The organism is Shewanella sp. P1-14-1, from assembly GCF_001401775.1.
GTDB lineage: Bacteria > Pseudomonadota > Gammaproteobacteria > Enterobacterales > Shewanellaceae > Shewanella > Shewanella japonica.
This window is the reverse complement of sequence record NZ_LKTL01000037.1, coordinates 1-22,988: the sequence shown is the minus strand read 5'-3', so window position 1 is coordinate 22,988 and position 22,988 is coordinate 1. Positions and strand designations below refer to the sequence as shown.

Sequence of the window (22,988 nt, the reverse complement as noted above, 5' to 3'; positions counted from 1 at the left end):
AATAGCGGGGTCACGGTTTTAACATTTGATGAAGAACAATTGAAAATAAAGGGAACTTTTAGCAATGAGAGAAATCGTGAGATAGTAATAGTGAGATAGTAATAGTGAGATAGTAATAGTGAGATAGTAATAGCAACCAAATGAGAAAATTGACCGAATAGGAGGTTAGCGCTTATGACTATTAAAACAGTTATATTAAGAAAACTTGTATCAGCGCAGGTTGAACTGATACAAGCAATAAACCAGCGTTAACAATTACTCATCTTCAGCTGGTGGTACATAACCTTCAATTTCAACGTCTTTACCTTCAAATAAAAAGTTAACCATTTGCTCTTCGAGGAACTTACGGTCATCAACATTCATCATGTTCAATTTATTTTCGTTAATTAGCATCGTTTGCTTTTTTTGCCACAAACCCCAAGCTTCTTTACTAATTGAATCAAAAATACGTTTGCCGACTTCACCTGGATAAAGTTGAAAATCGAGTCCTGCTGCTTCTTTGTTTAAATATGCGCAATTAACATTACGAGCCATGATGTTTCCTTAACGGGATCCTGATGTTGGATCTGCTGCTGAAAGTGCGACTAAGTGAGATAAAATCCGCTCTGTTGCTGCGGCTAATCCGACTTTAGCTGGATGATGTATGTTATACCAGAGTGTCTGGTTTTGTTCCATTGTCGTGTTTTCAAATGGGCGATTATTTTGCTCTGTTTCAATCTTTACTAAAACGGGTTGAATATCTAAATGAAAATGACTAAATGTGTGTCTAAACCCTGCAAGCCACTCAGGTTCGCAATGGTCAATGTTTTTATCGCTAAATTCTTTAGAAACATAATCTTGCAAAGCTTGTTGTGACTCAAACTGAGGGAAACACCATAACCCTCCCCAAATACCCGCTGGTGGCCTTTTAAAAAGTATAACTTCGCCTTGATGCTGTTGCACCAACATAAAAGCTGACTTGGTCGGTATCGTCTTTTTAGGTTTTTTCCCTGGGAATTCGGTTTGTCTGCCAGATAGCTGCGCTTGGCAATCAATAGCGACAGGGCAGCGTTCACATTGAGGTTTACTGCGAGTACAAACCGCAGAACCTATATCCATCATTGCCTGATTAAATTTTCGTATCTCTTTTTTGGGTGTCAGTTTATCGGTAAGCGTCCAAAGCTGTTGTTCAACAGACTTTTTACCAGGCCATCCTTCTATGGCTCCATGTCTTGCTAGAACGCGCTTTACGTTACCGTCTAAAATGGAATGGTGTTGCCCAAGGGAAAGTGACAAAATTGCTCCAGCGGTAGAGCGACCAATACCGGGAAGTGCGATGACATCGTCTATGTTTTCGGGAAACTTCCCTTGGAACTGTTCACAGACTGTTTTAGCCGCTTTGTGAAGGTTTCTTGCTCGTGCGTAATAGCCAAGGCCTGTCCAATGGTGAAGCACATCATCTTCACTTGCTGCAGCCAAGTCAGCGATAGTTGGAAAACTAGACATGAACTTTTCGTAATACGGGATCACGGTAGCAACTTGAGTTTGCTGCAACATGATCTCTGAAATCCATACTCTATATGGGGTTTTATTCAATTGCCATGGCAAGGATTTACGGCCATTGATATCGTACCAAGCGATGATACGCTCGGAAAAAGAGTTAACATTTTTCATCGAGGCAGTGTATATGGCAAGGTTAGCTTAAACAAGTCAGCATGTAATTTGCTGAAACAAAATACTCGTTAAAATGGAGGATTGAAGCATTAAAATGATTTTTAGTGGTTCAATATATGTAAATTGCCAAAATAACGATAAGAATCTTGTTATCAAAGTGGCTTAAGTAGTTTAGTCATACTCATTTTACGATATACTTACTGACTATTTTATGATTTGAAGTGACACATTGGGCCACTTTATATAGCACCCAATTGATGAGGCAATAATGAGCGACGTTACTACCGCTGAATATAACGAAGATGGTAAATATCTTCGTAAGATTAGAAGTTTTGTATTAAGAGAAGGGCGCCTGACTAAAGGTCAAGCACAAGCCATTGAGTCATATTGGCCAACGATGGGCTTAGATTATACCCCTGAACCTATCAATCTTACTGAGATTTTTAATCGTGACGCGGATACAGTGTTAGAAATTGGTTTTGGCATGGGGGCATCACTTGTTGAGATGGCCAACGCTGCGCCAGAACTAAACTATATTGGTATCGAAGTGCATAAACCGGGTGTTGGTGCTTGTTTAGTCGATGCTGGTAAAGCTGGGGTAACTAACTTACGTGTTTATCATCATGATGCGATGGAAGTATTAGAAAATAGTATTGCTGATGGTTCGTTAGCGAGAGTCCAACTATTTTTCCCTGATCCATGGCACAAAAAACGTCACCATAAGCGCCGTATCGTACAAGCTGAGTTCGCTCAACTAATCCGTCGTAAGCTTAAAATTGGTGGTGTCTTCCACATGGCGACAGATTGGGAAAATTACAGTGAACATATGCTAGAAGTGATGTCTGCTGCTGATGGTTATAAAAACCAGTCAGCAACAAATACTGTCGTTGAGCGTCCTGAACATCGCCCATTAACTAAATTTGAAGCTCGAGGCCATCGCTTAGGTCATGGTGTTTGGGACTTGATGTTTGAGCGAGTAAGCTAAGCTTATTCCTCAACTTGTTATAACAATATCTTTATTTAATACTAACTAGGATAAAAACATGGCTAAGAATCGTACTCGCCGTTTACGTAAAAAGTTACGCGTTGATGAGTTCCAAGAACTTGGTTTTGATGTCAACTGGACGTTCGAAGAATCAATTTCTGAAGAGGATATTGATAAAGCTGTTGACGAGTTTATCGATCAAGTTATCGAGCCTCGTAAATTAGGCTTCCATGGCGGCGGTCATAAAATGTGGGAAGGTATTATTGCAACGCAGCAAATCGGTAAATGTACTGAAGAAGACGTTGCTGCTGTGAAAGCATTTTGGGAATCGAAAAAAGTGCCTCAACTTGAAGTTAGTGCACTTTATGATATCTGGTGGGGCTAATATAGCCGATGCCTGAGCAAATATTGCTAGAACAAGTGGTCGACAAAGTTCGGCCACTTATTGGTTCTGGGAAGGTCGCAAACTACATACCAGCATTGGGTAATGTCGATCCGAATAAAATTGCCATAGCAGTCACCACAGCTGATGGTCAAACTGTGGGCGCTGGCGACTATCTTGAGCCATTTTCAATTCAAAGTATCTCCAAAGTATTTAGTTTAACTCTGGCGTTGAGTTTGTATTCTGAAGATGAAATTTGGTGTCGAGTAGGCAAAGAACCTTCGGGTCAGTCCTTTAATTCGCTTGTACAAGTTGAATTAGAACGCGGGATCCCGCGAAATCCCTTTATTAATGCCGGTGCTTTAGTGATTGCCGATTTGATTCAAGCAAGACAAAGCGCCCCTAAGCATCGTATGTTGGAAGAAGTACGAAAGCTTAGTGGTAACTCACATATTTGTTTTGACAAGAATGTGGCTAACTCTGAGTTCAAATTCAGCGCTAGAAATGCCTCTATTGCTTACTTAATGAAGTCTTTTGGAAATTTCGAAGGTAATGTTGATACGGTATTAAAAAGTTACTTTCATTACTGTTCATTAAAAATGAACTGCGCAGATTTATCGAAAGCGATGTTCTATTTAGCTAATCGAGGGAAAACCTTACAAGGTCATCAGTTGATTACACCTGTACAAACTCGCCAGCTGAATGCTTTGCTTGCTACATCAGGTTTATATGATGGTGCAGGGGAGTTTGCCTATCGAGTTGGTATGCCGGGTAAAAGTGGCGTAGGCGGTGGCATCATTGCTGTAATTCCTGGAGACATGTCCATTTGTGTTTGGTCACCTGAACTTGATCAAAATGGCAACTCACTCGCTGGCACACACATGCTAGAACACCTTTCGCAATCTCTAGGCCGCTCGATATTTTAAAAGCGGCTTAATGCTTTTTACTTCAATACGTCGTATTTCAAGTCTTTCCTCTTCAATACTTTCAGTTTCAAAACTTTAGGTTTCAAAACCTTACGGTTCAAAACCTTCAGCCAAGAAGGCTGAATTATAACCTGCTCTAATTAGGCTATCTATATTCTGCTATCGGCGCAGAAAAGCGCTGATGAACTTATATTATTAATGTGTGAAATAAACCACTTTATGGTTAATTTCACGCAAACTGAGTAAACTTTTTTAGCAATTCCGCCTAATTTGTTGCTAGAACATTTTCTTAATCATTTGAAATATAATGATTTATATATTTTGGCACGCTGTGTGCTTTATATGGATTAAGTAAAGCGTTCTTTAACTGGCGCTAAGTCACTTAATAGAGTTTGGGTTCACTTATTATTAAAAATGCAGTCTAGTCGTGAAAGATTGTATTTGTTTAACAGCAAGGAAATGGCTAATGAAAACGTTAAATTATACCAACACAGGGTTACTTAAAGGCATTGCATTATCAGGATTAATTTTTACAGCTGGCGCCTTCAACCCTGCAATGGCTAAACTGTCAATTGAAGATCAGCAATGCAATGTAACCTTAAATTATGATGTGACGGTAGAACCGAAAAAACTACTCGTTAGTGAAAAAGGCCAAGAGTTATATCGTGTCGAAATGGGCGAATTATTTGTTGAAGGTAATAAAATTAAACTTAACGCTAAGCAACAAAACTTAGTGTCAGATTATTCTGAAGGCTTATCTAAGCAAGTTCCAGAAATTATCGATCTCGTTAATGAAGTCGTCGTACTTGCCACCGATGCTGTGAGTTTAGCGCTTACGCCAATTTTTGGTGATGCGACAGGGGCTAAGCTTGATGAAATGTTAGCAGGCATTCAAAGCCGCTTGGATGAAGCTGCTTATCAGCAAGGCGATAAATTCTATCTAGGAGCGACTGAATCATCAATTGAGCAAGCATTTAATGAAGACTTCGAGAAAGAAATGGAAGCGATGATAGAAAATTCTATGGGCAGCTTTATGATGGCCCTTGGTGCTGAAATGATGTCTTCAGAAGGCGGTAGTTTCGAAGAGAAAATGGACTCGTTCGGAAAGAAAATGGAAAAAATGGGCGAGGATATTGAGTTACAAGTTGCTGAGCAATCAGAGGCTATCGAAGCGAAAGCTGAAAAGATTTGTGAAGACTTTGAAGAACTTATGATTATAGAAGGTGAGATGCGCCAGTCTATCCCTCAGTTGTCTGATTACCAATTAGCAACATTAGATCACGAGTTATATGAGTAATTTACCTTGAGTGACTCTTTAAGCTTGAGTGAAGCTTAAGGTAATAACAATTACCTATTCTTTAGCGGTAATTATTCATTATCTTGATTGTTCAATTTATAGCATTGTTAAAATGTACCTGACCTTCCCCTGCAACCTTTTGCAGGGGCTTTTTCGTTATTAATCCGCTTAATCCCCTTATTCAACGACATTTCTAAGAAACTAATTATTTGTTCTGATAAAAAAATTGTATATTATAAATATAGAGCCATTTATAGTTTTTTTGGTATACTCCTAAAATTATAAAACTGAATTGCTAACCTATTAACTTATTGTTTTAGTTTTGGTTGGTTATTCAAGATAACGGATTATCTGTATTTAATTTCTTTTTTGGTGTTCTGTGTATTATTTTTACACTGCATTCCTGACTGATTTTTGCTCAGTTTTGTTTCGGGCAAGTTACAGTTATTTGCATACCAAAAACTATTTTTAATGTCGTAAACAGCGTAAGGCGACTCCAATGTTAGAACTGTTAGAACCTATTGCTATTTTTACTCATGTTGCCCGTGCTGGTAGTTTCAGCGCTGCAGCGAGAAGACTGAGTATATCTAAATCCAAAGTAAGTACTCAGGTTGCTGATCTTGAACATAAACTTGGGGTTCAACTTATTCAACGTACTACACGTAGTTTGAGTCTTACTGAGGCCGGGAACTTACTTTATATCCAAGGTGAAGAGCTGCTAAGAGATGCAGAGCAAGCCGTGGCGAGTGTGCACAATCTTAATGATGCAACTCGTGGTGTATTGAAAGTAGGTATTTCGCAGTCGTTCGGTACTATGCATATTATCCCTGCATTACCTGAGTTTATGGCTAAACACCCTGAGTTAGAGCTACAGGTTAGCTTATTGGATCATAAGGTTGACGTGGTCAGCGAAGGGTTAGATTTACTATTAACTATGTCTGAGCAATTACCTTTGGGCATGGTGGCACGTCCTTTAATGAAGTGTCAGTTCCTTTTAGCTGCATCACCTGAGTATATTGCTCAACATGGCACAATTTCTCGCCCAGAACAGTTAGTTGATCATAACTGTCTTGTATATCAAGGTGAGTGGCATGAGCACAGTATGTGGCAGTTCAAGAAAGGTGAAGATTACTGTGAGATAGGTGTTTCTGGTAACTTCCGTGTTGATAATGCACCTGCACTTAAATCCGCCGCTGTCAGTGGCTTAGGTATTGCGTATCTTGCAAGTTACCTAATGGAAGATGAAATTGAGCAAGGGACTTTAGTTCCTTTATTACCTGATTGGCAGTTAACCAATAACTTACCACTTCAAGCGGTTTACCCTCGTCGTAAACATCTTGCACCAAAAGTCAGCGCATTCATTGACTTTATTAAGGGGCACATTGGTAGCACGCCATACTGGGATGCTAAATTTGATCACTTATACAAATTACGTAAATAAATACGCATATAAGGGTTAAATTACGTAAGAATATATGGAAACATTGTTCTAAATTTAAAATAAAGCCGCTAATTATTGTGCGGCTTTTTTATTTTTCATTATAAAACAGGTGGTTAATTGTTTGTGTTTGAAAAATGTACAGTGTGTTTTTTGTTTTGTAGCTAAAACAATTTAAACGGTACGACTTGAACTATGTTCTTAAATCAATACAATAGATTTCAGTTGATTCGGAATGGTTTGAGTCACGCATCTTGTTGAGAAATGACCCCTTTTCATCAAAATGTGCAAACCAGCAACTTCGCAAGTTTTGAATCACTGCTGGCAACGGTTTTAAAATTAGAACAATGCCGGCTTTGAAACCATCATCCTAGTTTATATTGGTTTACCCCAGACGTTGTGCTGGGGTTATTTTTATCTAAAATAACCTAGCTACAGTGTTAGGGTGTTGATTTCAAATAGTCTTACTTTGTTACATTAGCTGCTAATGTGAGATTGAGTGATTAGATTCTTCCTATATTCCTAACCCAGAATATAAAGCTATCTATTTATTCAGCCAACGGCTTGAATGTGAATTAGATAATATAAAAAAGCCACTGATATCAGTGGCTTTTTTGTCTTGGAAGAAAAGCAGTCAGCGAGTTGTTACTTACTGGCATTTACCCAGTCAGTTACTTTCGCTTCTAATACATCCAGCGGTACAGGGCCATTTTCTAGGATCAGTGTGTGGAATTGGCGAATATCAAATTTATCACCCAATTGCTTTTTAGCATCTTCACGTAGTTCTAGAATTTTTATCATACCAACTTTGTATGCCGTTGCTTGTCCTGGCATTACAATATGGCGTTCTACCATTTTGATAGCGTCAGATTCCGCATTAGGTGTATTGTCCACATAGTATTGAATACCTTGTTCACGCGTCCACTTTTTAGAGTGAATACCCGTATCAACGACTAAACGACAAGCTCGCCATAATTCCATTGCTAAGCGACCAAAGTCAGAGTAAGGATCGGCATACAAGCCCATTTCTTTAGGGAAGTACTCAGTATATAAGCCCCAACCTTCTATATATGCAGTATAGCCACCGTATTTTCTGAACTTCGGAATGCCTTCTAGTTCTTGAGCAATAGCGATTTGCATATGGTGACCAGGAATACCTTCATGGTAAGCCAATGCTTCCATTTGATAAGTTGGCATGGCCTTCATATCGTATAAGTTTGCGTAGTAGGTACCAGGGCGAGAGCCATCAGGTGCAGGTGCATCATAAAACGCTTTACCTGCTGACTTCTCACGGAAGGCTTCTACTTGTTTTACGATTAGTTTAGCTTTTGGTTTGATGTTAAAGACTTCATCAAGGCGTGACTCCATGTTGTCGATAAGATCTTTAGCTTCAGTCATGTAGCGAGTTTTACCTTCTGCAGTATCAGGGTAGTAAAACTGATCATCATCACGCATGAAGGCCATAAACTCTTGCAAGTCACCGTCAAATTTCACCTTTTTCATAATTGCACGCATTTCGTCATGAATACGAGCGACTTCAGCTAAGCCTAACTTGTGGATAGTTTCTGAGCTCATATCAGTGGTAGTCACACGACTTAAACGCATATTAAAAAAGTCATCACCTTCGGGTAGCTTCCAGACACCATCACGTGTATCAGCTTTTTTCTCAAGCTCATTAAGGTAGGCGATAAGGTTGGTATATGCAGGTTGAACACTGGTCAGTAATGCTTGTTTAGCATCTGCAAGTAGCTCATCTTTTTTCGCTTGTGGTGCATCTAATGCAGCAACCTTTTTATTGATATCAGCCCATAGCGTGCTTTTATCTTCAGTATCGCTAAAAGGAGCACCAGTAATGATATTTTGGCTGTCAGATATGACATAAGGGAATACAAACTTAGGAGCGATAATCCCTTTACCAGCACGAAGTTTTAAACCTTCGACGAGTTGCTCACTGGCAAGCTTAACGCCGTTTAAACGACTGATGTAGGCTTCTGCATCGCTTACACTGGCAACTTGGTGTTGATTGATTAAGAAGGTCGCAATGAAGGTATGGCTACCGTACATTTGATTGACTGGGTAAGTATGGTGGCGCCATTTATCATCAGCGATATCTTGCTCTAAACCTTGCTTCATTAGCTTGTAGCTTAGTGCAGTTTGTTCATCGAGTTTGCTAACATCTATGCTATCTAGCTGTGCTAAGTGCTTTTTGGCACGAGCTAAGTCTTCGTCTTGCGCCTTTTCACTAAAATCACCCCATTTGTCGTAATCTTTTTTAATACGCATATAGGTTTGAGAGATAGGGCTAGACATGACATTTTCCATGAAAATGTTTTCAAATAGCTCATTGGCTTTTTCTGATTCAGTGGTCGCTTTTTTAGTTGATTCAGTTGGGCTCATTACCGTTTGTCCGTGAGTTCCATGAGCGATAACTGAAGTCGATAAAAGGCTTGATAGGGCTACGGCTATAAGTGTCGTTTTTGTTTTTAGTCGCATAAAATGTCCGTTAACTTAGTGAAATAGAGTCAATATTAGGGCCTGTTGATCTTTGCTGGTTAACTTTTGTTCGAAATAAAAGCGTTTTAATTGAGGCGGATGGATTGATGCCTAGTCATCTAAGCAAAATTCATCCAACAAAGAGTAAAACGCTTTTACTCGACCCCTTTGGGCAGCGTTTGTTGGCCATTTTTACTGCGTTATTGACTTTTTATGTAGAATAACTACACCACAAAGTCTCTTCCTTGCATAAATGGTCAACAATTCGCTGCAAAAACAACCTTGAAAGATCAACAGGCCCTAGCAATATTGATAGTTATCCTAATAGAGCAGGATAAAAAAAGGTAAAGTGAAATGTTAGCAATTGTGTATTAATTGTTGCTGAATGCGTTCAAGAGGGATTTAGCGTGCTTTCGTCATGATCTATAAAAGTAATAATGGAATAAAAAAGCCACTAATTGCAGTTGTAGTGGCTTTAATATGTGCAGCTTTGAGAGCAGCTGTATTGTTACAGGAATAGGTTAGTGAAGCTAGTCGATAAATTGCGACAAAAGATCATTCACGAACATATGCCCTTTGGTGGTTAATTGCCAATGCGTACTAGAGTCAGTTAATAAACCACGTTCGATAGATTTTTTCATTCCATCATTAAGCACTGTATGAGATAAGCCTGTTCGCTGTTCAAACTCTGCTTTTGGGATAGGGGTCATTAAACGGAGCCTATTCATTAAGTATTCCAGAGCCCTATCTTCATGCTCGACAACGCTGGTTTCAAAGGTAAAGTTATCAGTAGCTAAATACCCTTTAGGGTGTTTAATCTTTACGGTGCGGATAATTGTATCTTGTTGGACTTGGGTGATTTTACCGTGTGCGCCACAACCGATACCGAGATAGTCCCCAAATTGCCAATAGTTAAGATTATGCCTGCACTGAAAACCTGGTTTGGCGTAAGCTGAAATCTCATATTGCTCGTAACCTAACTGTGCTAATTTCTTTTGCCCTTGCTCATAGATATGCCAAAGGTTTTCGTCATCAGGAAGTTGTGGTGGCTTCGAGTGAAATAGCGTATTGGGCTCAATAGTTAATTGATACCAAGAAAGATGAGGCGGCATTAAGTTGGCCGCCGTATCAATGTCTGCCATAGCTTCATCAAAACTTTGATTGGGTAAGCCGTGCATAAGATCTAAATTAAAGCTTTGATAACCTGCATTTGACGCCGTATTTGCAGCAGTAACGGCTTCATTTTCATCATGAATACGGCCAAGTAAATTGAGTTTATCTTTTGAAAAGCTTTGAACACCTATGGATAAACGAGTCACTCCAGCTGCTTGATAGGCGGCAAAGTCATCATGTTCTAAGGTGCCAGGGTTCGCTTCCATTGTGATTTCAATATCGTCTTCAAACCCTATTTGAGATTCAGCGCCCTCAAGAATACGTTTGATTTGTGAAGCATCAAATAATGATGGCGTGCCACCGCCAATAAAAATGCTATGAAGCTTACGGCCTTGCACGTAATGTAAGTCTAAAGATAAATCGGCTAATAGCGCATCGACATATTGCTGCTGGGGTAACTCACCATGTTGCCCATGGGAGTTAAAATCACAATAAGGACATTTTTGTACACACCAAGGGATGTGAATATAAAGACTTAACGGAGGAAGCGTCAGCATACTAATTAAATAATTCCTTTCGCTTTTAATGCATCTACTAGCAAATCCAAGGCTAAGCCACGGTGGCTTAATTGATTTTTTTGCTCGCTAGTCAGTTCTGCTGCTGAACAGTCAAAACCATGTGGAATAAATACAGGATCGTAGCCATGACCTTGTTCGCCTTGTGGCGCAATACTAATTTGTCCTTCCCATGCAGCTTGACAAACGATAGGGGTTGGATCTTTTGCATGACGCATATAAACCAGTACACATTGAAAACGTGCATTGCGGTTTGATTGACCCTCAAGAGCATTGAGTAATTTTAAGTATCTGTCTTTTTCTGTAGCGTTTTCACCGCCATATCTTGCTGAGTATATTCCAGGTGCACCTTGCAATGCATCCACCTCAAGACCAGAGTCATCAGCAATGGCTGGCTTGCCAGTCACTTCGGCGGCATGCCTTGCTTTGATAATGGCGTTTTCGATGAAAGTTGTTCCTGTTTCTGCCACTTCTGGTACGTTAAATTGGTTCTGCGGTAAAACTTGAATGTTGAATTTAGCCAACATTTGATCGAACTCTTTAAGCTTACCTTTGTTGCCACTGGCTAAGACAATCTGTTGCATGAAAAGACCTTGATAAGAAAAATTTTGCTAATGATACCTAAGGGCACAAATGATAGATAGTTTGAATCAAGAGAGTAACGCTTTGGGAAGATTATTTATCCATTGACCAAATGAATTAAAGCCAATACTGAAGGTTATTGGCTTTAATTCATATCAGACTGTTATTGGGGCTCCGCCTAACTATTCAACATAGAATTTTTGTTTGAACTTGACTGAAGTATTGAGTTTATTGCCATATTTTATGGCTATGTTGAAATTAATTTCTTGATCGTCGCGGTAAGGAACTTGGGCAATGTAATAAATGGCTTTGCCTTCTTTTATTTCTTTAAAATCAAGCGTGATTCTTGCATCAAGTAAGTTGTTAGCTATCCCTGATATCTCAACTGCAACAGGTGGGTTGCCTTCTTGGCTGGTATCTAACACTGCAATATTAACAATGCCATTGTAATTGCTTCGTTCAATACCATAGGTTTTGGCAATACTAGGCGTGATAAAGGTGCTGCTTAACGCCATGTAGTGAATATCAAAATTTCCGACTTGCTGTTTTTGCTCAGCAAAAGCATGACTTATTACGGTAAGGCTGAGTAACAAGCTCAATAAAATTGTTCGCAACATAACTAACGTCCTCAATTAACTTATGTGTTTACTGACTGAACAGCTTGCAAGCACATAAGCTTAACAATAATCTTTATTTTATAAGTATAGAGAATTTTCCCTTCGCCGACCTTATTTTAATCGTTTCGAAATGTAAGGTGCTGATTATATTGTGCATGTTGTAGATACAAAATGATAAGTACAAAAGCTGAAATGAGCTTAACTCAAAAGGGCGGATATTGCTTCTGGTAGCTGTTTTGGTTGGATTATTTTGACTTGTTTGTGGCGCCCTTGAAGTCCTTTTAGCAGCATTACATCCGATTTACTGACTTTAAAGGATTTAGCGAGATACTTGATTAAATGTTGATTGGCTTTACCGTCAACAGGTGGCGCAGTAATTGCGATTTTTAACTCATGGCCATGCAAGCCAACGATAGTATCTCTGCTAGCTTTTGGTTGAACATAAAGGTTCAGCAGCAAACCATCTTGCTGCTGAGTAATGGCCTTATTAATGCTATAGCCCTTTAATTAATGATAGCCCTTTAATTATTAACTGATAAGTCGTTACAAACATTGCTTAAGTATTGCTGACTATATTAAGCAAAGGTGCTAAGTACATATAAGCATGAGTGCCTTTACACTATGTTCCAATATGGAATGTATTGCGCAAATAAGATATTGATAAAGTTCATTGCAATCAGAACAATCATGACTGATAAATCAAGACCACCCATTGGAGGCAATATTTTACGTACCGGGCGTAAAAATGGCTCTGTAAGTTGATCCATTACCATCACAATAGGGTTATGGCCTTGATTGAACCAGCTTAACAATGCACGAATAATCAATACCCAGAAAAGCAGCATACCAGCTTCTTTTATTACCGATACTGCTGACAAGATGATGAGTGAAACGGCATCGATTTTAAAATCGACCAATAGGCCTAGTGTGACAAATTTGAGCACAACCACTAAAAATGCCAGTGCAATTGAAGCAGTGTCAATACTACCAATTGAAGGTAAAACGCGGCGCATTGGAACAATAATAGGTTGTGTCGCTTTAACTACAAACTGGCTAAAAGGATTGTAGAAGTCTGCTCTGGCGAGTTGTAACCAAAAGCGTAAAATGACCACCATTAAATAGAGGTCAAAGATGGTGGTGACCAGAAATTGCATTGCATTCATTTTGTTGAGCCCTGTTGTTACAATTTTTAAATAGCTGATATAACTCGTTTAGCAGTAAACCACGTTAATAAGTCATCAATTAATAAAGCCTATTATCGGATTTCTTACTGAATATTGCCTTAATACGTTACCAAACGTAATGGAATATCATCAGTTTGGCTGAAACAGCATTAATTTAAAACGTTTTTGCCATTTCTTCTGCGCGTTTTTTGCAGTTTGTCATAGCTTGGTCGACTAAACCCCGTAAGTTTCCTTGCTCAAAAGTGTCAACTGCTTGAGCGGTTGTCCCACCTTTTGAGGTGACATTAGTGCGTAACTCTTCAAGTGATAGCTGTGGGTTTTGAACCACCATTTGAGCAGCCCCTAAAGCTGCTTGCTGGGCAAGCTCGCGCGCAGTGACTTCATCTAGACCTGTTTTAACGCCGTGCTGAATCATAGACTCAATAAATAAGAAGAAGTAAGCGGGTGAACTACCAGCAAGTGCGATGACCTGATTTAACTCATCTTCTTGTTTTACCCAAACTGTTTTACCACCGCTTTGCATTAAGGTTTCACATATTTGTTTGTTAGCAGCTGAAATCGATTCATCTGCAAAGAGTCCTGTCATGCCAGCACCAATTTGAGTTGGGGTATTTGGCATGGTGCGGACGAGTTTAATGGGTTGTTTAAAGTAATCTTGGTAGCGAGATGCTGGAATACCTGCCGCGATAGTAATCATTAACTTACTTGATAAATCTAGGTGGCTCATTTGCTCACAAACCATTTGCATTAATTGCGGTTTCACACTGAGCACAATCACATCAGCAGCTTGAGCTGCAACAATATTGTCATGAGACACTTGGATGCCAAAATCAGCTTTTAACGCATCGAGCTTTCCCACACTTGGGTTAGTTGCATGCACAAGCTCTGCAGGATATCCATTTGAAATCAGTCCGCTAATAATTGAACGAGGCATATTTCCTGCGCCAATAAAACAGATTTTTGCTTGAGTCATAAATTAAGATCGCTTTTATTGTAGGGTGAGTCGTGGTTAATGTGTTTACAGATAATGCGTTATTGGTATTCATACGACATTTCTAAATACGGTTAAATAATATATTTGGGTGCAAGTGACTTTTTACAAGTCACTAGAGGTTAAAAAATATTCATAACTTATATGCATTTAATCGTACTAAAGGAGCCTAGGATGAAACGGCAACCTTAATTATTTTCTAGAGCCAAAAATGGCGGTTCCAATTCTTACCATGGTAGAACCATGAGCGATGGCTACGGCTAAGTCATTGCTCATTCCCATCGACAGTGTATCGACCGTTGGATAATCATTTTGCAGTTGATGGTAAAGCGCTTGAAGCTTGGTAAATTCCGCTTTTTGCACATTAATGTCATCTGTAGCCGTTGGAATTGCCATCAAGCCACGCAAAGTTAGGTTTGGAAGTTGACTGATGGCATTTGCTAATGCGTTTATTTCACTGGCTTGCAGTCCAGACTTAGTGTCTTCATTACTGATATTGACTTGAATACATATTTGCAAAGGTGCTTTGGTTGCTGGCCGCTGATCATTTAATCGTTTAGCGATTTTTTCTCGACTCACAGTGTGCATCCAATCAAAGTGTTCAGCAATAATCCGTGATTTATTTGATTGAAGCGGGCCAATAAAATGCCACTCTATATCAGCGTAGTCTTGCTTAAGTGCAATGACTTTTTCTTCACCTTCTTGGACGTAGTTTTCACCAAAACAACGCTGGCCAGCTTCGTAGGCGGCGATAATATCTGAAATAGGTTTTGTCTTACTTACTGCAAGCAAAGTGACTTCTTCACTGTTACGTGAACAATTTTGCGCCGCTTGAGCAATTTGGCTCTGGGCGATTGATATTCGGTCTGCTATTGTTGTCATATTGTTTTTATTTGTTTAAATGGATGTCATTGACCATGGAAATAACTGAGTTACTTGCCTTTAGTGTAAAACACAATGCCTCGGATCTACACCTTTCAGCAGGTGTTTCGCCGATGATTCGAGTTGATGGTGAAGTCAGAAAGATTAATCTACCTGCCTTAGACCACCAAGCAGTTCATGGTCTGGTGTATGACATCATGAATGATAAGCAACGTAAGGACTATGAAGAACATCTAGAAATCGATTTCTCATTTGAAGTGCCTAACTTAGCTCGTTTTCGTGTGAATGCTTATAACCAATCTCGTGGTGCTGGTGCGGTATTTCGTACCATTCCAAGTGATATTTTATCATTAGAGCAATTAGGCGCACCTGAAATCTTTAAGAAGATTTCGAGTTTTCCTCGTGGGCTTGTTTTGGTTACAGGGCCTACTGGTTCGGGTAAATCAACCACATTGGCTGCGATGGTCGATTATATTAATAATGAACGTCATGATCACATATTAACTATTGAAGACCCAATAGAATTCGTTCACCAAAACAAACAATGTTTGGTCAACCAACGTGAAGTACACAAGCATACCCATAGTTTTGAAGCGGCGCTTCGAAGTGCACTTCGTGAAGATCCTGATGTCATTCTTGTTGGTGAGATGCGTGACCTTGAAACCATTCGCTTAGCAATGACAGCAGCAGAAACCGGTCATTTAGTATTTGGCACCTTGCATACAACTTCAGCGGCTAAAACCGTTGACCGTATTGTGGATGTATTCCCAGCGGGTGAGAAAGACATGGTACGTACTATGTTATCTGAATCATTACAGGCGGTAATTTCGCAAACCTTGATTAAGAAAGTCGGTGGTGGCCGAGTCGCTGCCCATGAAATTATGATGGGCACACCCGCGATTAGAAACCTAATTCGTGAAGATAAAGTCGCGCAAATGTACTCTGCTATTCAAACCGGTATGGCGCACGGAATGCAAACACTTGAGCAATGCTTACAAAACTTAGTTAACCGTGGCTTAATTAGCCGTGATGATGCGATGTCTAAAAGCTCAAATAAACAAGCTAACTTTTAAGGGATAAAGCAGATGGATGTTCGTCCTTTTTTAAAGGTCATGGTAGACCGTAAAGCATCAGATTTATTTGTTACCGCGGGATTTCCGCCGAGTGCAAAAATTGATGGTGAATTAAGACCGTTATCAGAAAGCAGTTTTACGCCTGAGCAGTCGTTAGATTTTGTAGAGTCTTTAATGACTGATGTGCAAAAACAAGAGTTTCATGAATCTCGCGAATGTAACTTTGCTTTTGCGGCTAAAGAATTAGGCCGTTTTCGTGTTAGTGCTTTTTGGCAACGTGAATCACCTGGTTGTGTGATGCGCCGTATTGAAACAAAAATCCCAGAAGTTGAAGATTTAAAGCTACCGCCCATTTTAAAAGATTTGGTCATGAGTAAACGTGGTCTGATTATTATGGTCGGTGGTACCGGTACTGGTAAATCAACCTCGTTGGCATCGCTTGTTGGTTATCGTAATTCACATGCTCGAGGTCATATTTTAACGATTGAAGACCCAGTGGAATTTGTGCATGACCATCGTAAAAGCATTATTACTCAGCGAGAAGTCGGTATAGACACTGACTCTTTTGATGCTGCGCTTAAAAGCTCACTTCGTCAGGCGCCAGATGTTATTTTGATTGGTGAAATTCGAACTCAAGAAACCATGGAGTTTGCGCTGTCATTTGCTGAAACGGGTCACTTATGTATGGCAACACTCCATGCTAACAATGCTAACCAAGCGTTAGACCGTATTATGCATTTAGTGCCTGAAAATAAGCATAACCAACTCTTGTTCGATTTGTCGCTAAACTTACGTGGCATTGTCGCTCAACAGCTTGTGCCGAAATCAGATGGCTCTGGGCGTCGCGCTGCTATTGAAGTGTTAATCAACACGCCTCGTGTGGCGAGTTTGATTGCAAAAAATGAGCTGCATTTGCTCAAAGAAACCATGAGTAAGTCACGAGAGCAGGGCATGCAGACTTTTGACCAAGCGTTATTGGATTTATACTTAGAAAAAGAAATCAGCTATGCAGATGCGCTGCATCATGCTGATTCTCCAAACGATTTACGCCTAATGATAAAACTGCAAAATAATGAGAGTAGCAGTTCTGGCATTATGGATGGTGTCACGTTAGACATGGATTAGTTGAATGCTTAATACCTGTCAGTGATTCACAATATAAAACCAAGGTAAGCTATCGTTTACTTTGGTTTTTTTGTTTTTAATTTAGCTAAAATTTTTCAACAAATGTTGAACCTTCAGCAGGTTTATACCGTATTGGCATAACAAGATTCATGCTAACTTCTTACCATCAAGGTATTGTAAAAAATTAAAAAATTAAAAAATTTCAAAAGGGAATATTATGAAAAACAAATTATTAATAACAAGCCTGCTAGCATCTACTACATTACTTAGCGGCGTTACTTTTGCTAATTCTTGCCCAGACTATTTAAATGTAGAAGCGCGCAAGTTGCACTCTGAAGAAACGGTTGATTTATGTGAATTAACTCAAGGAAAGCCGGTGCTTATTGTGAACACGGCCAGTAATTGTGGTTTTACCCCTCAATTTGAAGCATTAGAGGCGGTTCACAAACAATATCAGGATGATCTCGTTGTGATTGGCTTTCCATCAGATGACTTTTTTCAAGAAGAAGATGATGAAGCAAAAACTGCAGATGTGTGCTTTTTAAATTATGGCGTGACTTTTACTATGGTGTCGACATCGGCAGTTAGAGGTAATGATGTTAATTCTGTGTTTGCCTATTTAGGTGACAAAACCGCAGCACCTAAATGGAATTTTTACAAATACTTAGTCAGTGCAGATGGTGAAAGTGTGCAGCAATTCAACTCTCGAGTAAAACCGGATAGCGAAGAGATGAAAAAAGCGATAGAGTCTGTTTTATAAATTTTCATTGCTATTGAAACTATTTGTTTACAGTTTGATTACGCTGCTAAGGAATCAATAACTGTGTTAGTTAATAGCCTCTAAAATTCACCATATTGTTGTTTGAATCTCAGCAACAAAGTGGTGAGTGACTTTTTTCGGAGATAGTTTTGTATAAATTTTCTGGTTTAAGTAAAGAAGACGGTCACAAGTCTCGCGGTAAGACTGGCGTATTATTAATGAACTTGGGGACGCCAGATGATCCAACCCCTTCAGCAGTTAGACGCTACCTTGCTGAGTTTTTATCAGATCCACGTGTTGTCGAAATTCCGAAATTAGTTTGGATGATCATCTTACACGGGATTATTTTACGTGTTCGCCCTGCTAAGTCAGCGGCGCTTTACAAAGAAGTTTGGACAGATGAGGGCTCGCCGCTAATGGACATTAGTGTGCGCCAGCAACAAAAACTAGCCAAATTATTTGAAGATAACGAGGTTGATTCCTCAGTTCATTTAGCGATGCGATATGGTAACCCCTCAACGCCATCTGTACTGCAAAAAATGCACAAGGATGGAATTGATAGAGTAATTGTATTGCCGCTATATCCTCAATATGCAGCACCAACAACCGCTTCAGCATTTGATGCTATTGCAAAAGAGTTATGCAAATGGCGCTACATTCCTGCACTGCATTTCATTAATACATACCATGACGATCCGACTTTTATTGATGCCTTAGCTGAATCAATTCAAGCTGATTTCGATGCTAACGGAAAACCTGAAAAATTAGTATTGTCATATCATGGAATGCCAGAGCGTAATTTACATTTAGGCGATCCATATTATTGCTTTTGTGTAAAAACAACGCGATTAGTGGTAGAAAAGCTAGGCTTAGACGAGAAAGAATACGTTATGACTTTCCAGTCTCGTTTTGGTAAAGCGAAATGGCTACAGCCTTATACTGACGCAACAATGGAAGCATTACCTAAAGAAGGTGTTAATGATATCGCTGTCGTGTGCCCTGCGTTTAGTGCCGATTGCTTAGAAACCTTAGAAGAAATTAAAGGCGAAAATCGTGAAGTCTTCGAAGAGGCGGGAGGTAAGAAGTTCCGCTATATTGAGTGTTTGAATGACAATGATGCCCATATTAATATGATGGCGAACTTGGTTAAGCCATACCTATAATTGTCCGTTATAAGTAAATTAAAGGAGCCGTTTGGCTCCTTTATTGTTTCTCTTGCTATTGCATTGTTTTGTTATTTTGCCGGTCTTTTAAAGCAGACAGTATTAATCAGAGTCCTGATTTTCAAATTATTAGTTTTCAGCAATATTAGTTTTCGAGAAACTGGTTTTCAAAATAGCTTTCGATGATTAACACGGCCGATACCGCATCAACTTGGCCTTTTGTTAGCTTTTTATAACCACCGAGTTCGAACAAACGAGCTTTGGCATCGGTAGTGGTTAAGCGCTCATCCTGGGTGACGACTTTAATACCAAAACGGCCACTGACTCTGTTAGCAAATTTCCGTGCCCGTTGGGTCATTTCCTGCTCAGTTCCGTCCATGTTTAACGGTAACCCGACAACAATAAAGTCAGGTTTCCATTCTTTGATAACTGCTTCTATTTCATCCCAATTAGGAATACCGTCGTTAGCTTTTATGGCTGACACGGGGGCGGCGCTTGCTGTTACTTCTTGTCCTACAGCAACACCGATACTTTTGGTACCAAAGTCAAAACCTAAAACGGTTTTTGATTGCATAGAAATCAATGCCTTATATTAGTCTTAAAATAATGTTCAACATTTAGCTAAACAATTGTGGCGAGTATTATGAATGACCGACTTGAGAAGATATTTGCCAAATATCAAATCCGAGCTTTTTAGTTGCCTCTGCCCATAATGCTTCATGATCTTGGCAAAATAGTAACTCTGATGTGGCGGGTATCGTCAACCAGGTGTTTTCAGCAAGTTCTTGTTCAAGCTGATCTTTACTCCAACCAGAGTAACCTAATGCCACAACAAATTGTGATGGTGATTCATTAGTGCCGAGGGCATTGAGTACGTCACGTGACGTGGTAAGCATACAAAAGTCGCTTATCGCCTCACTATTAACCCATTGTTCTTGTGGCGTATGTAATACAAAGCCTCTGTCTGTATCGACAGGGCCACCTAACAATACCGGCCCTTCTAAATCCAAACTCAGTTCGGACTCTTTGGTTAGTCCTATTTGGTCGAGTAACTCATCAATCACGATATTGGTAGGGCGGTTAATCATCACGCCCATTGCACCTTTATCGTTATGCTCACAAATATAGATAACAGAACGTTCAAAGAAGGTATCTTCTAATGACGGCATAGCAATTAAAAGGTGACCTTGTAAGCTATCCATAAGTTTTCCTTTCACAAATTAAAATAGAATGCGGCAATCGTTTAAAAAAATAAAAGCTATACCTTAAATTTGTAAATTAAGGTTATTGAGGTCTTTAACCTCCAGCAAGCTTCACAGTGTAATTTTGTTTCTCTAGCAGGACTTTGATTTTTTCTCTATCGTCAGTTTGTACTTCAATATCGAATCCTTTTACTGTTCCGCCACAGCCACATTGCTTTTTTAGCTTCTGAGCTAGCGCTTTAAGCGCTTTAGCATCAAGCCCTAAGCCTTTAATTACACTTACGCCTTTTCCTTTACGTCCTTTACTGTCTTTATGTATGCGGACAATCCCATCACCTTGAGGAATTACTTCTTCTTGTTTGGGCTGGTCTATTTTGCCGCCATCAGTGCTATAAACTAATGATATGTTTGGATCGATTCTCATAATAAACAGAAGTCATGGGGTGTTAATACCAGTTTAGCAAACTAAATCAGGACGCTAAAGCTCCTTCGTTTGCCGCTTTAGGATAAATTGACTTGATACTAGCTAAATTGTTTATCAGTAAAACGATGGAAAGCCTAAGCGTTGCATTTAGCTTGTGTAGACACATTTTGTTTATATTATCGGTTGATGATTAAGACTTACCTAGGTAAGCTAAATATTAATCATGAATCCATCTTACATCGTAAATGAAACAAGCCTTTAGCTCGTTATCGTTTGGAGACACTATGAAAAAGCTTTTCGTTGCCGCAGCTGTTTTAGCATTAAGTGCATGTAGTACATTAAAAACGAACTCTGATTATGATCCAGCAGTTTCGTTCGACCAATACAAAAGTTTTGCTTGGGTAGAAAAGAAAACTGAAGACAGCACATACCATCTTGATGGTTTGATGGATCAACGTGTTAGAGATGCAGTGAATAACCAGCTGACTCAAAAAGGCTTATCTAAGGTAGACGTTGAAAACGCCGATATACTTGTTAACTACCTTACCAAAGTGGATAAAAAGATTAACGTTGACACATTCAACACCAGTTATGGCTATTACCCATATTATGGGCGTCGTGGCTGGGGCGGTGCAGGTATCAATACGCAAACAACAGTTCGCGAATATGAAGTTGGCACGTTAATTATCGATTTTGTTGATAAAGAAACTGGCAAGCTGGTTTGGCGTGGCAGTGTTGCAGATACGATTCGCGATCAAAATACGCCTGAAGAACGCGTAGAAATTATCAATCATGCGATAGGGCAAGTGATGTTGAATTTTCCGCCAAAGCCAGAGAGTAACTAATTTTAACGGTATTTAGTTTAGCATTTTATCTCTGCTAGATTTTGATAGAAATCTAGTAAGACATTGTATTAGTGATTGTTAAGCCACCTGGTATTTGAGGTGGCTTTTTTGTTTGTATTTCTTTTTATTTAAAATTGAATGCAATTTGGAATGTGCGTTTACATAGCGGCAAAGTATTTTTTTGTATCAAAACTCGCCAAATAGGAGCATAAAAGCCAAAAGACATTTCTTTACATTACCAGCTTTGCTAAAATCTGCAGCTTGGTGATAAAGGAAGTCACCACTGGATGAATGAAGAGTAATTAAGATGAAGTCATGGTATTTGTTATATTGTAAACCACGTAATGAGAGACGTGCGCAACAAAATTTAGCCATGCAACAAATTGAAAGCTATTTACCTGTCATTCAAGAAGAGAAAACATCTCAAGGAAAAACCAAGCTTGTTGAAGTACCGCTATTCCCTTGTTATTTATTTATCTATTTTGATCCTACAGAAGTGAGCGTTAGCCGCATTCACTCAACTCGTGGTGCGTCAAGGATAATTGGTTGTCGTGAAGATATGACAGCAATTGATAACAGGATCATTCAAGGTATTAAAAATAGAGTAAAACAACACAAGCCGGATATCGATAATGGTTTGCAACACGGCGATAAAGTTAAGTTTACTGACGGGCCGTTTGTGGATTTAGAAGCGATTTTTGAAGAGAAAAATGCCGAAAAGCGCTGTTTCGTTTTATTTAATATTATGGGGCAGCAAAAGCGCATGTCAGTAGAAGAAGCGAGTATTAAAAAAGTGCTTTAGAGGCTGTTTATGTGAATGAGTGAGCAAATAGATTTTAAAGCTTTAGCCGGGTGAGATATTGACAATTTTTCTTGTAAGATATTCGCTATTGTTTTGGCCTGCATTTTAACGATGTAAGATATTGGTTGGTGTTTTGTTTGTTATTTTGAATGAGTGTGATTAGCAGAAAGGTAGCAACATCCGATTTAGTGAATGATGCTATCAATAAGTCCATTAGAGTCATTTGAATTTTTCAACTAACAAACAACATAGAATAAGATATAGTACATTTCGAAATTGAGATGACTTACTAAAAAGAACTAGTACAAAATGGTTGTTTTAGTCAGTTTTTTTACAAATATGAATATCGAATTTTCGATGGGCACTATAGAAGCCGTAATCTATGGGCGGTAGCGTGTCCGAAGGACATCGAATGAATAATTTCATTCGTTTAGCGAAAGCCGAAGGTCTCTGGCCGCCACGCGGGTCGGTAGCGT

Annotated in this window: 24 protein-coding genes; 11 read left to right on the top strand and 13 right to left on the bottom strand. The window is 39.3% G+C overall.

What is annotated here, in order from left to right; all coding sequences use genetic code 11:
- Nucleotides 1-255: 255 nt before the first annotated feature.
- Complete coding sequence (locus AN944_RS19665) at nucleotides 256-534, bottom strand: oxidative damage protection protein (protein WP_055026356.1); 279 nt, start codon at nucleotides 532-534, stop codon at nucleotides 256-258.
- Nucleotides 535-543: 9 nt separating this feature from the next.
- Nucleotides 544-1,653, bottom strand: a complete 1,110-nt coding sequence (gene mutY / locus AN944_RS19660; protein ID WP_055026355.1) for an A/G-specific adenine glycosylase — start codon at nucleotides 1,651-1,653, stop codon at nucleotides 544-546.
- Nucleotides 1,654-1,921: 268 nt separating this feature from the next.
- Here mutY and trmB point away from each other — a divergent pair, with 268 nt between their 5' ends.
- The 5 genes from trmB (at nucleotide 1,922) to AN944_RS19635 (ending at nucleotide 6,684) form a co-directional block, all read left to right on the top strand.
- On the top strand, nucleotides 1,922-2,638 hold the full coding sequence (trmB, locus tag AN944_RS19655; protein ID WP_055026354.1) for a tRNA (guanosine(46)-N7)-methyltransferase TrmB: 717 nt from the start codon (nucleotides 1,922-1,924) through the stop codon (nucleotides 2,636-2,638).
- A 58-nt stretch (nucleotides 2,639-2,696) separates the two neighbouring features.
- On the top strand, nucleotides 2,697-3,023 hold the full coding sequence (locus AN944_RS19650) for a 50S ribosome-binding protein YggL (protein ID WP_055026353.1): 327 nt from the start codon (nucleotides 2,697-2,699) through the stop codon (nucleotides 3,021-3,023).
- Between the two features lie 8 nt (nucleotides 3,024-3,031).
- Entirely contained in the window at nucleotides 3,032-3,946 is a 915-nt protein-coding gene (glsB, locus tag AN944_RS19645; protein ID WP_055026352.1) for a glutaminase B, read from the top strand.
- Nucleotides 3,947-4,412: 466 nt separating this feature from the next.
- Nucleotides 4,413-5,243: a YggN family protein gene (locus AN944_RS19640; RefSeq protein WP_055026351.1), complete on the top strand. Its 831-nt coding sequence runs from the start codon at nucleotides 4,413-4,415 to the stop codon at nucleotides 5,241-5,243.
- A gap of 499 nt (nucleotides 5,244-5,742) precedes the next feature.
- On the top strand, nucleotides 5,743-6,684 hold the full coding sequence (locus AN944_RS19635; RefSeq protein WP_055026350.1) for a LysR family transcriptional regulator: 942 nt from the start codon (nucleotides 5,743-5,745) through the stop codon (nucleotides 6,682-6,684).
- Nucleotides 6,685-7,326: 642 nt separating this feature from the next.
- Here the strand turns inward: AN944_RS19635 and AN944_RS19630 are convergent.
- The 8 genes from AN944_RS19630 to AN944_RS19595 form a co-directional block, all read right to left on the bottom strand.
- Complete coding sequence (locus AN944_RS19630; protein ID WP_055026349.1) at nucleotides 7,327-9,174, bottom strand: DUF885 family protein; 1,848 nt, start codon at nucleotides 9,172-9,174, stop codon at nucleotides 7,327-7,329.
- Between the two features lie 530 nt (nucleotides 9,175-9,704).
- The gene (gene hemW, locus AN944_RS19625; RefSeq protein WP_055026348.1) at nucleotides 9,705-10,844 is read right to left on the bottom strand and encodes a radical SAM family heme chaperone HemW; all 1,140 of its coding nucleotides are present in this window, start codon (nucleotides 10,842-10,844) and stop codon (nucleotides 9,705-9,707) included.
- Nucleotides 10,845-10,849: 5 nt separating this feature from the next.
- Entirely contained in the window at nucleotides 10,850-11,446 is a 597-nt protein-coding gene (gene rdgB, locus AN944_RS19620) for an RdgB/HAM1 family non-canonical purine NTP pyrophosphatase (protein WP_055026347.1), read from the bottom strand.
- Between the two features lie 180 nt (nucleotides 11,447-11,626).
- Nucleotides 11,627-12,061 carry a DUF4426 domain-containing protein gene (locus AN944_RS19615; RefSeq protein ID WP_055026346.1) on the bottom strand — a complete coding sequence of 145 codons (435 nt, stop codon included), beginning with the start codon at nucleotides 12,059-12,061 and terminating at the stop codon, nucleotides 11,627-11,629.
- Between the two features lie 198 nt (nucleotides 12,062-12,259).
- Nucleotides 12,260-12,553 carry a DUF167 family protein YggU gene (gene yggU, locus AN944_RS19610; RefSeq protein WP_055026345.1) on the bottom strand — a complete coding sequence of 98 codons (294 nt, stop codon included), beginning with the start codon at nucleotides 12,551-12,553 and terminating at the stop codon, nucleotides 12,260-12,262.
- 122 nt (nucleotides 12,554-12,675) lie between these two features.
- On the bottom strand, nucleotides 12,676-13,224 hold the full coding sequence (locus AN944_RS19605) for a YggT family protein (RefSeq protein WP_055026344.1): 549 nt from the start codon (nucleotides 13,222-13,224) through the stop codon (nucleotides 12,676-12,678).
- Nucleotides 13,225-13,399: 175 nt separating this feature from the next.
- Complete coding sequence (gene proC / locus AN944_RS19600) at nucleotides 13,400-14,218, bottom strand: pyrroline-5-carboxylate reductase (RefSeq protein WP_055026343.1); 819 nt, start codon at nucleotides 14,216-14,218, stop codon at nucleotides 13,400-13,402.
- A gap of 210 nt (nucleotides 14,219-14,428) precedes the next feature.
- Nucleotides 14,429-15,118 (bottom strand): YggS family pyridoxal phosphate-dependent enzyme, encoded by a 690-nt coding sequence (locus AN944_RS19595; protein ID WP_055026342.1) that lies wholly within the window; start codon nucleotides 15,116-15,118, stop codon nucleotides 14,429-14,431.
- 35 nt (nucleotides 15,119-15,153) lie between these two features.
- Between AN944_RS19595 and AN944_RS19590 the strand changes: the two genes are divergently transcribed.
- The 4 genes from AN944_RS19590 (at nucleotide 15,154) to hemH (ending at nucleotide 19,239) form a co-directional block, all read left to right on the top strand.
- Nucleotides 15,154-16,191, top strand: a complete 1,038-nt coding sequence (locus tag AN944_RS19590) for a type IV pilus twitching motility protein PilT (RefSeq protein ID WP_055026341.1) — start codon at nucleotides 15,154-15,156, stop codon at nucleotides 16,189-16,191.
- Nucleotides 16,192-16,203: 12 nt separating this feature from the next.
- A complete protein-coding gene (locus AN944_RS19585) occupies nucleotides 16,204-17,316 on the top strand; it encodes a PilT/PilU family type 4a pilus ATPase (RefSeq protein ID WP_055026340.1) in 1,113 nt (370 codons plus the stop codon).
- Between the two features lie 217 nt (nucleotides 17,317-17,533).
- Nucleotides 17,534-18,076, top strand: coding sequence for a glutathione peroxidase (locus AN944_RS19580; protein WP_055026339.1), 543 nt, complete (start codon nucleotides 17,534-17,536; stop codon nucleotides 18,074-18,076).
- A 149-nt stretch (nucleotides 18,077-18,225) separates the two neighbouring features.
- Entirely contained in the window at nucleotides 18,226-19,239 is a 1,014-nt protein-coding gene (hemH, locus tag AN944_RS19575; RefSeq protein WP_055026338.1) for a ferrochelatase, read from the top strand.
- Between the two features lie 145 nt (nucleotides 19,240-19,384).
- On the opposite strand, the gene ruvX is transcribed toward hemH, so the two are convergent.
- From ruvX to yciH, 3 genes are all read right to left on the bottom strand, one after another.
- A complete protein-coding gene (gene ruvX / locus AN944_RS19570) occupies nucleotides 19,385-19,813 on the bottom strand; it encodes a Holliday junction resolvase RuvX (RefSeq protein ID WP_055026337.1) in 429 nt (142 codons plus the stop codon).
- A 67-nt stretch (nucleotides 19,814-19,880) separates the two neighbouring features.
- Nucleotides 19,881-20,441, bottom strand: coding sequence for a YqgE/AlgH family protein (locus tag AN944_RS19565; RefSeq protein ID WP_055026336.1), 561 nt, complete (start codon nucleotides 20,439-20,441; stop codon nucleotides 19,881-19,883).
- A gap of 94 nt (nucleotides 20,442-20,535) precedes the next feature.
- Complete coding sequence (gene yciH, locus AN944_RS19560) at nucleotides 20,536-20,865, bottom strand: stress response translation initiation inhibitor YciH (RefSeq protein ID WP_055026335.1); 330 nt, start codon at nucleotides 20,863-20,865, stop codon at nucleotides 20,536-20,538.
- Nucleotides 20,866-21,149: 284 nt separating this feature from the next.
- Here yciH and AN944_RS19555 point away from each other — a divergent pair, with 284 nt between their 5' ends.
- Entirely contained in the window at nucleotides 21,150-21,710 is a 561-nt protein-coding gene (locus tag AN944_RS19555; RefSeq protein WP_055026334.1) for a DUF4136 domain-containing protein, read from the top strand.
- A 307-nt stretch (nucleotides 21,711-22,017) separates the two neighbouring features.
- Nucleotides 22,018-22,512 carry a transcription/translation regulatory transformer protein RfaH gene (gene rfaH, locus AN944_RS19550; RefSeq protein ID WP_055026333.1) on the top strand — a complete coding sequence of 165 codons (495 nt, stop codon included), beginning with the start codon at nucleotides 22,018-22,020 and terminating at the stop codon, nucleotides 22,510-22,512.
- Nucleotides 22,513-22,988 lie beyond the last annotated feature (476 nt).

Excerpts from the sequence above, each read along its gene's own strand:
- AN944_RS19665 (WP_055026356.1), bottom strand. The coding sequence starts at position 534 with ATGGCTCGTAATGTTAATTGCGCATATTTAAACAAAGAAGCAGCAGGA.
- mutY (WP_055026355.1), bottom strand. The coding sequence starts at position 1,653 with ATGAAAAATGTTAACTCTTTTTCCGAGCGTATCATCGCTTGGTACGAT.
- trmB (WP_055026354.1), top strand. The coding sequence starts at position 1,922 with ATGAGCGACGTTACTACCGCTGAATATAACGAAGATGGTAAATATCTT.
- AN944_RS19650 (WP_055026353.1), top strand. The coding sequence starts at position 2,697 with ATGGCTAAGAATCGTACTCGCCGTTTACGTAAAAAGTTACGCGTTGAT.
- glsB (WP_055026352.1), top strand. The coding sequence starts at position 3,032 with ATGCCTGAGCAAATATTGCTAGAACAAGTGGTCGACAAAGTTCGGCCA.
- AN944_RS19640 (WP_055026351.1), top strand. The coding sequence starts at position 4,413 with ATGAAAACGTTAAATTATACCAACACAGGGTTACTTAAAGGCATTGCA.
- AN944_RS19635 (WP_055026350.1), top strand. The coding sequence starts at position 5,743 with ATGTTAGAACTGTTAGAACCTATTGCTATTTTTACTCATGTTGCCCGT.
- AN944_RS19630 (WP_055026349.1), bottom strand. The coding sequence starts at position 9,174 with ATGCGACTAAAAACAAAAACGACACTTATAGCCGTAGCCCTATCAAGC.
- hemW (WP_055026348.1), bottom strand. The coding sequence starts at position 10,844 with ATGCTGACGCTTCCTCCGTTAAGTCTTTATATTCACATCCCTTGGTGT.
- rdgB (WP_055026347.1), bottom strand. The coding sequence starts at position 11,446 with ATGCAACAGATTGTCTTAGCCAGTGGCAACAAAGGTAAGCTTAAAGAG.
- AN944_RS19615 (WP_055026346.1), bottom strand. The coding sequence starts at position 12,061 with ATGTTGCGAACAATTTTATTGAGCTTGTTACTCAGCCTTACCGTAATA.
- AN944_RS19605 (WP_055026344.1), bottom strand. The coding sequence starts at position 13,224 with ATGAATGCAATGCAATTTCTGGTCACCACCATCTTTGACCTCTATTTA.
- proC (WP_055026343.1), bottom strand. The coding sequence starts at position 14,218 with ATGACTCAAGCAAAAATCTGTTTTATTGGCGCAGGAAATATGCCTCGT.
- AN944_RS19595 (WP_055026342.1), bottom strand. The coding sequence starts at position 15,118 with ATGACAACAATAGCAGACCGAATATCAATCGCCCAGAGCCAAATTGCT.
- AN944_RS19590 (WP_055026341.1), top strand. The coding sequence starts at position 15,154 with ATGGAAATAACTGAGTTACTTGCCTTTAGTGTAAAACACAATGCCTCG.
- AN944_RS19585 (WP_055026340.1), top strand. The coding sequence starts at position 16,204 with ATGGATGTTCGTCCTTTTTTAAAGGTCATGGTAGACCGTAAAGCATCA.
- AN944_RS19580 (WP_055026339.1), top strand. The coding sequence starts at position 17,534 with ATGAAAAACAAATTATTAATAACAAGCCTGCTAGCATCTACTACATTA.
- ruvX (WP_055026337.1), bottom strand. The coding sequence starts at position 19,813 with ATGCAATCAAAAACCGTTTTAGGTTTTGACTTTGGTACCAAAAGTATC.
- AN944_RS19565 (WP_055026336.1), bottom strand. The coding sequence starts at position 20,441 with ATGGATAGCTTACAAGGTCACCTTTTAATTGCTATGCCGTCATTAGAA.
- yciH (WP_055026335.1), bottom strand. The coding sequence starts at position 20,865 with ATGAGAATCGATCCAAACATATCATTAGTTTATAGCACTGATGGCGGC.
- AN944_RS19555 (WP_055026334.1), top strand. The coding sequence starts at position 21,150 with ATGAAAAAGCTTTTCGTTGCCGCAGCTGTTTTAGCATTAAGTGCATGT.
- rfaH (WP_055026333.1), top strand. The coding sequence starts at position 22,018 with ATGAAGTCATGGTATTTGTTATATTGTAAACCACGTAATGAGAGACGT.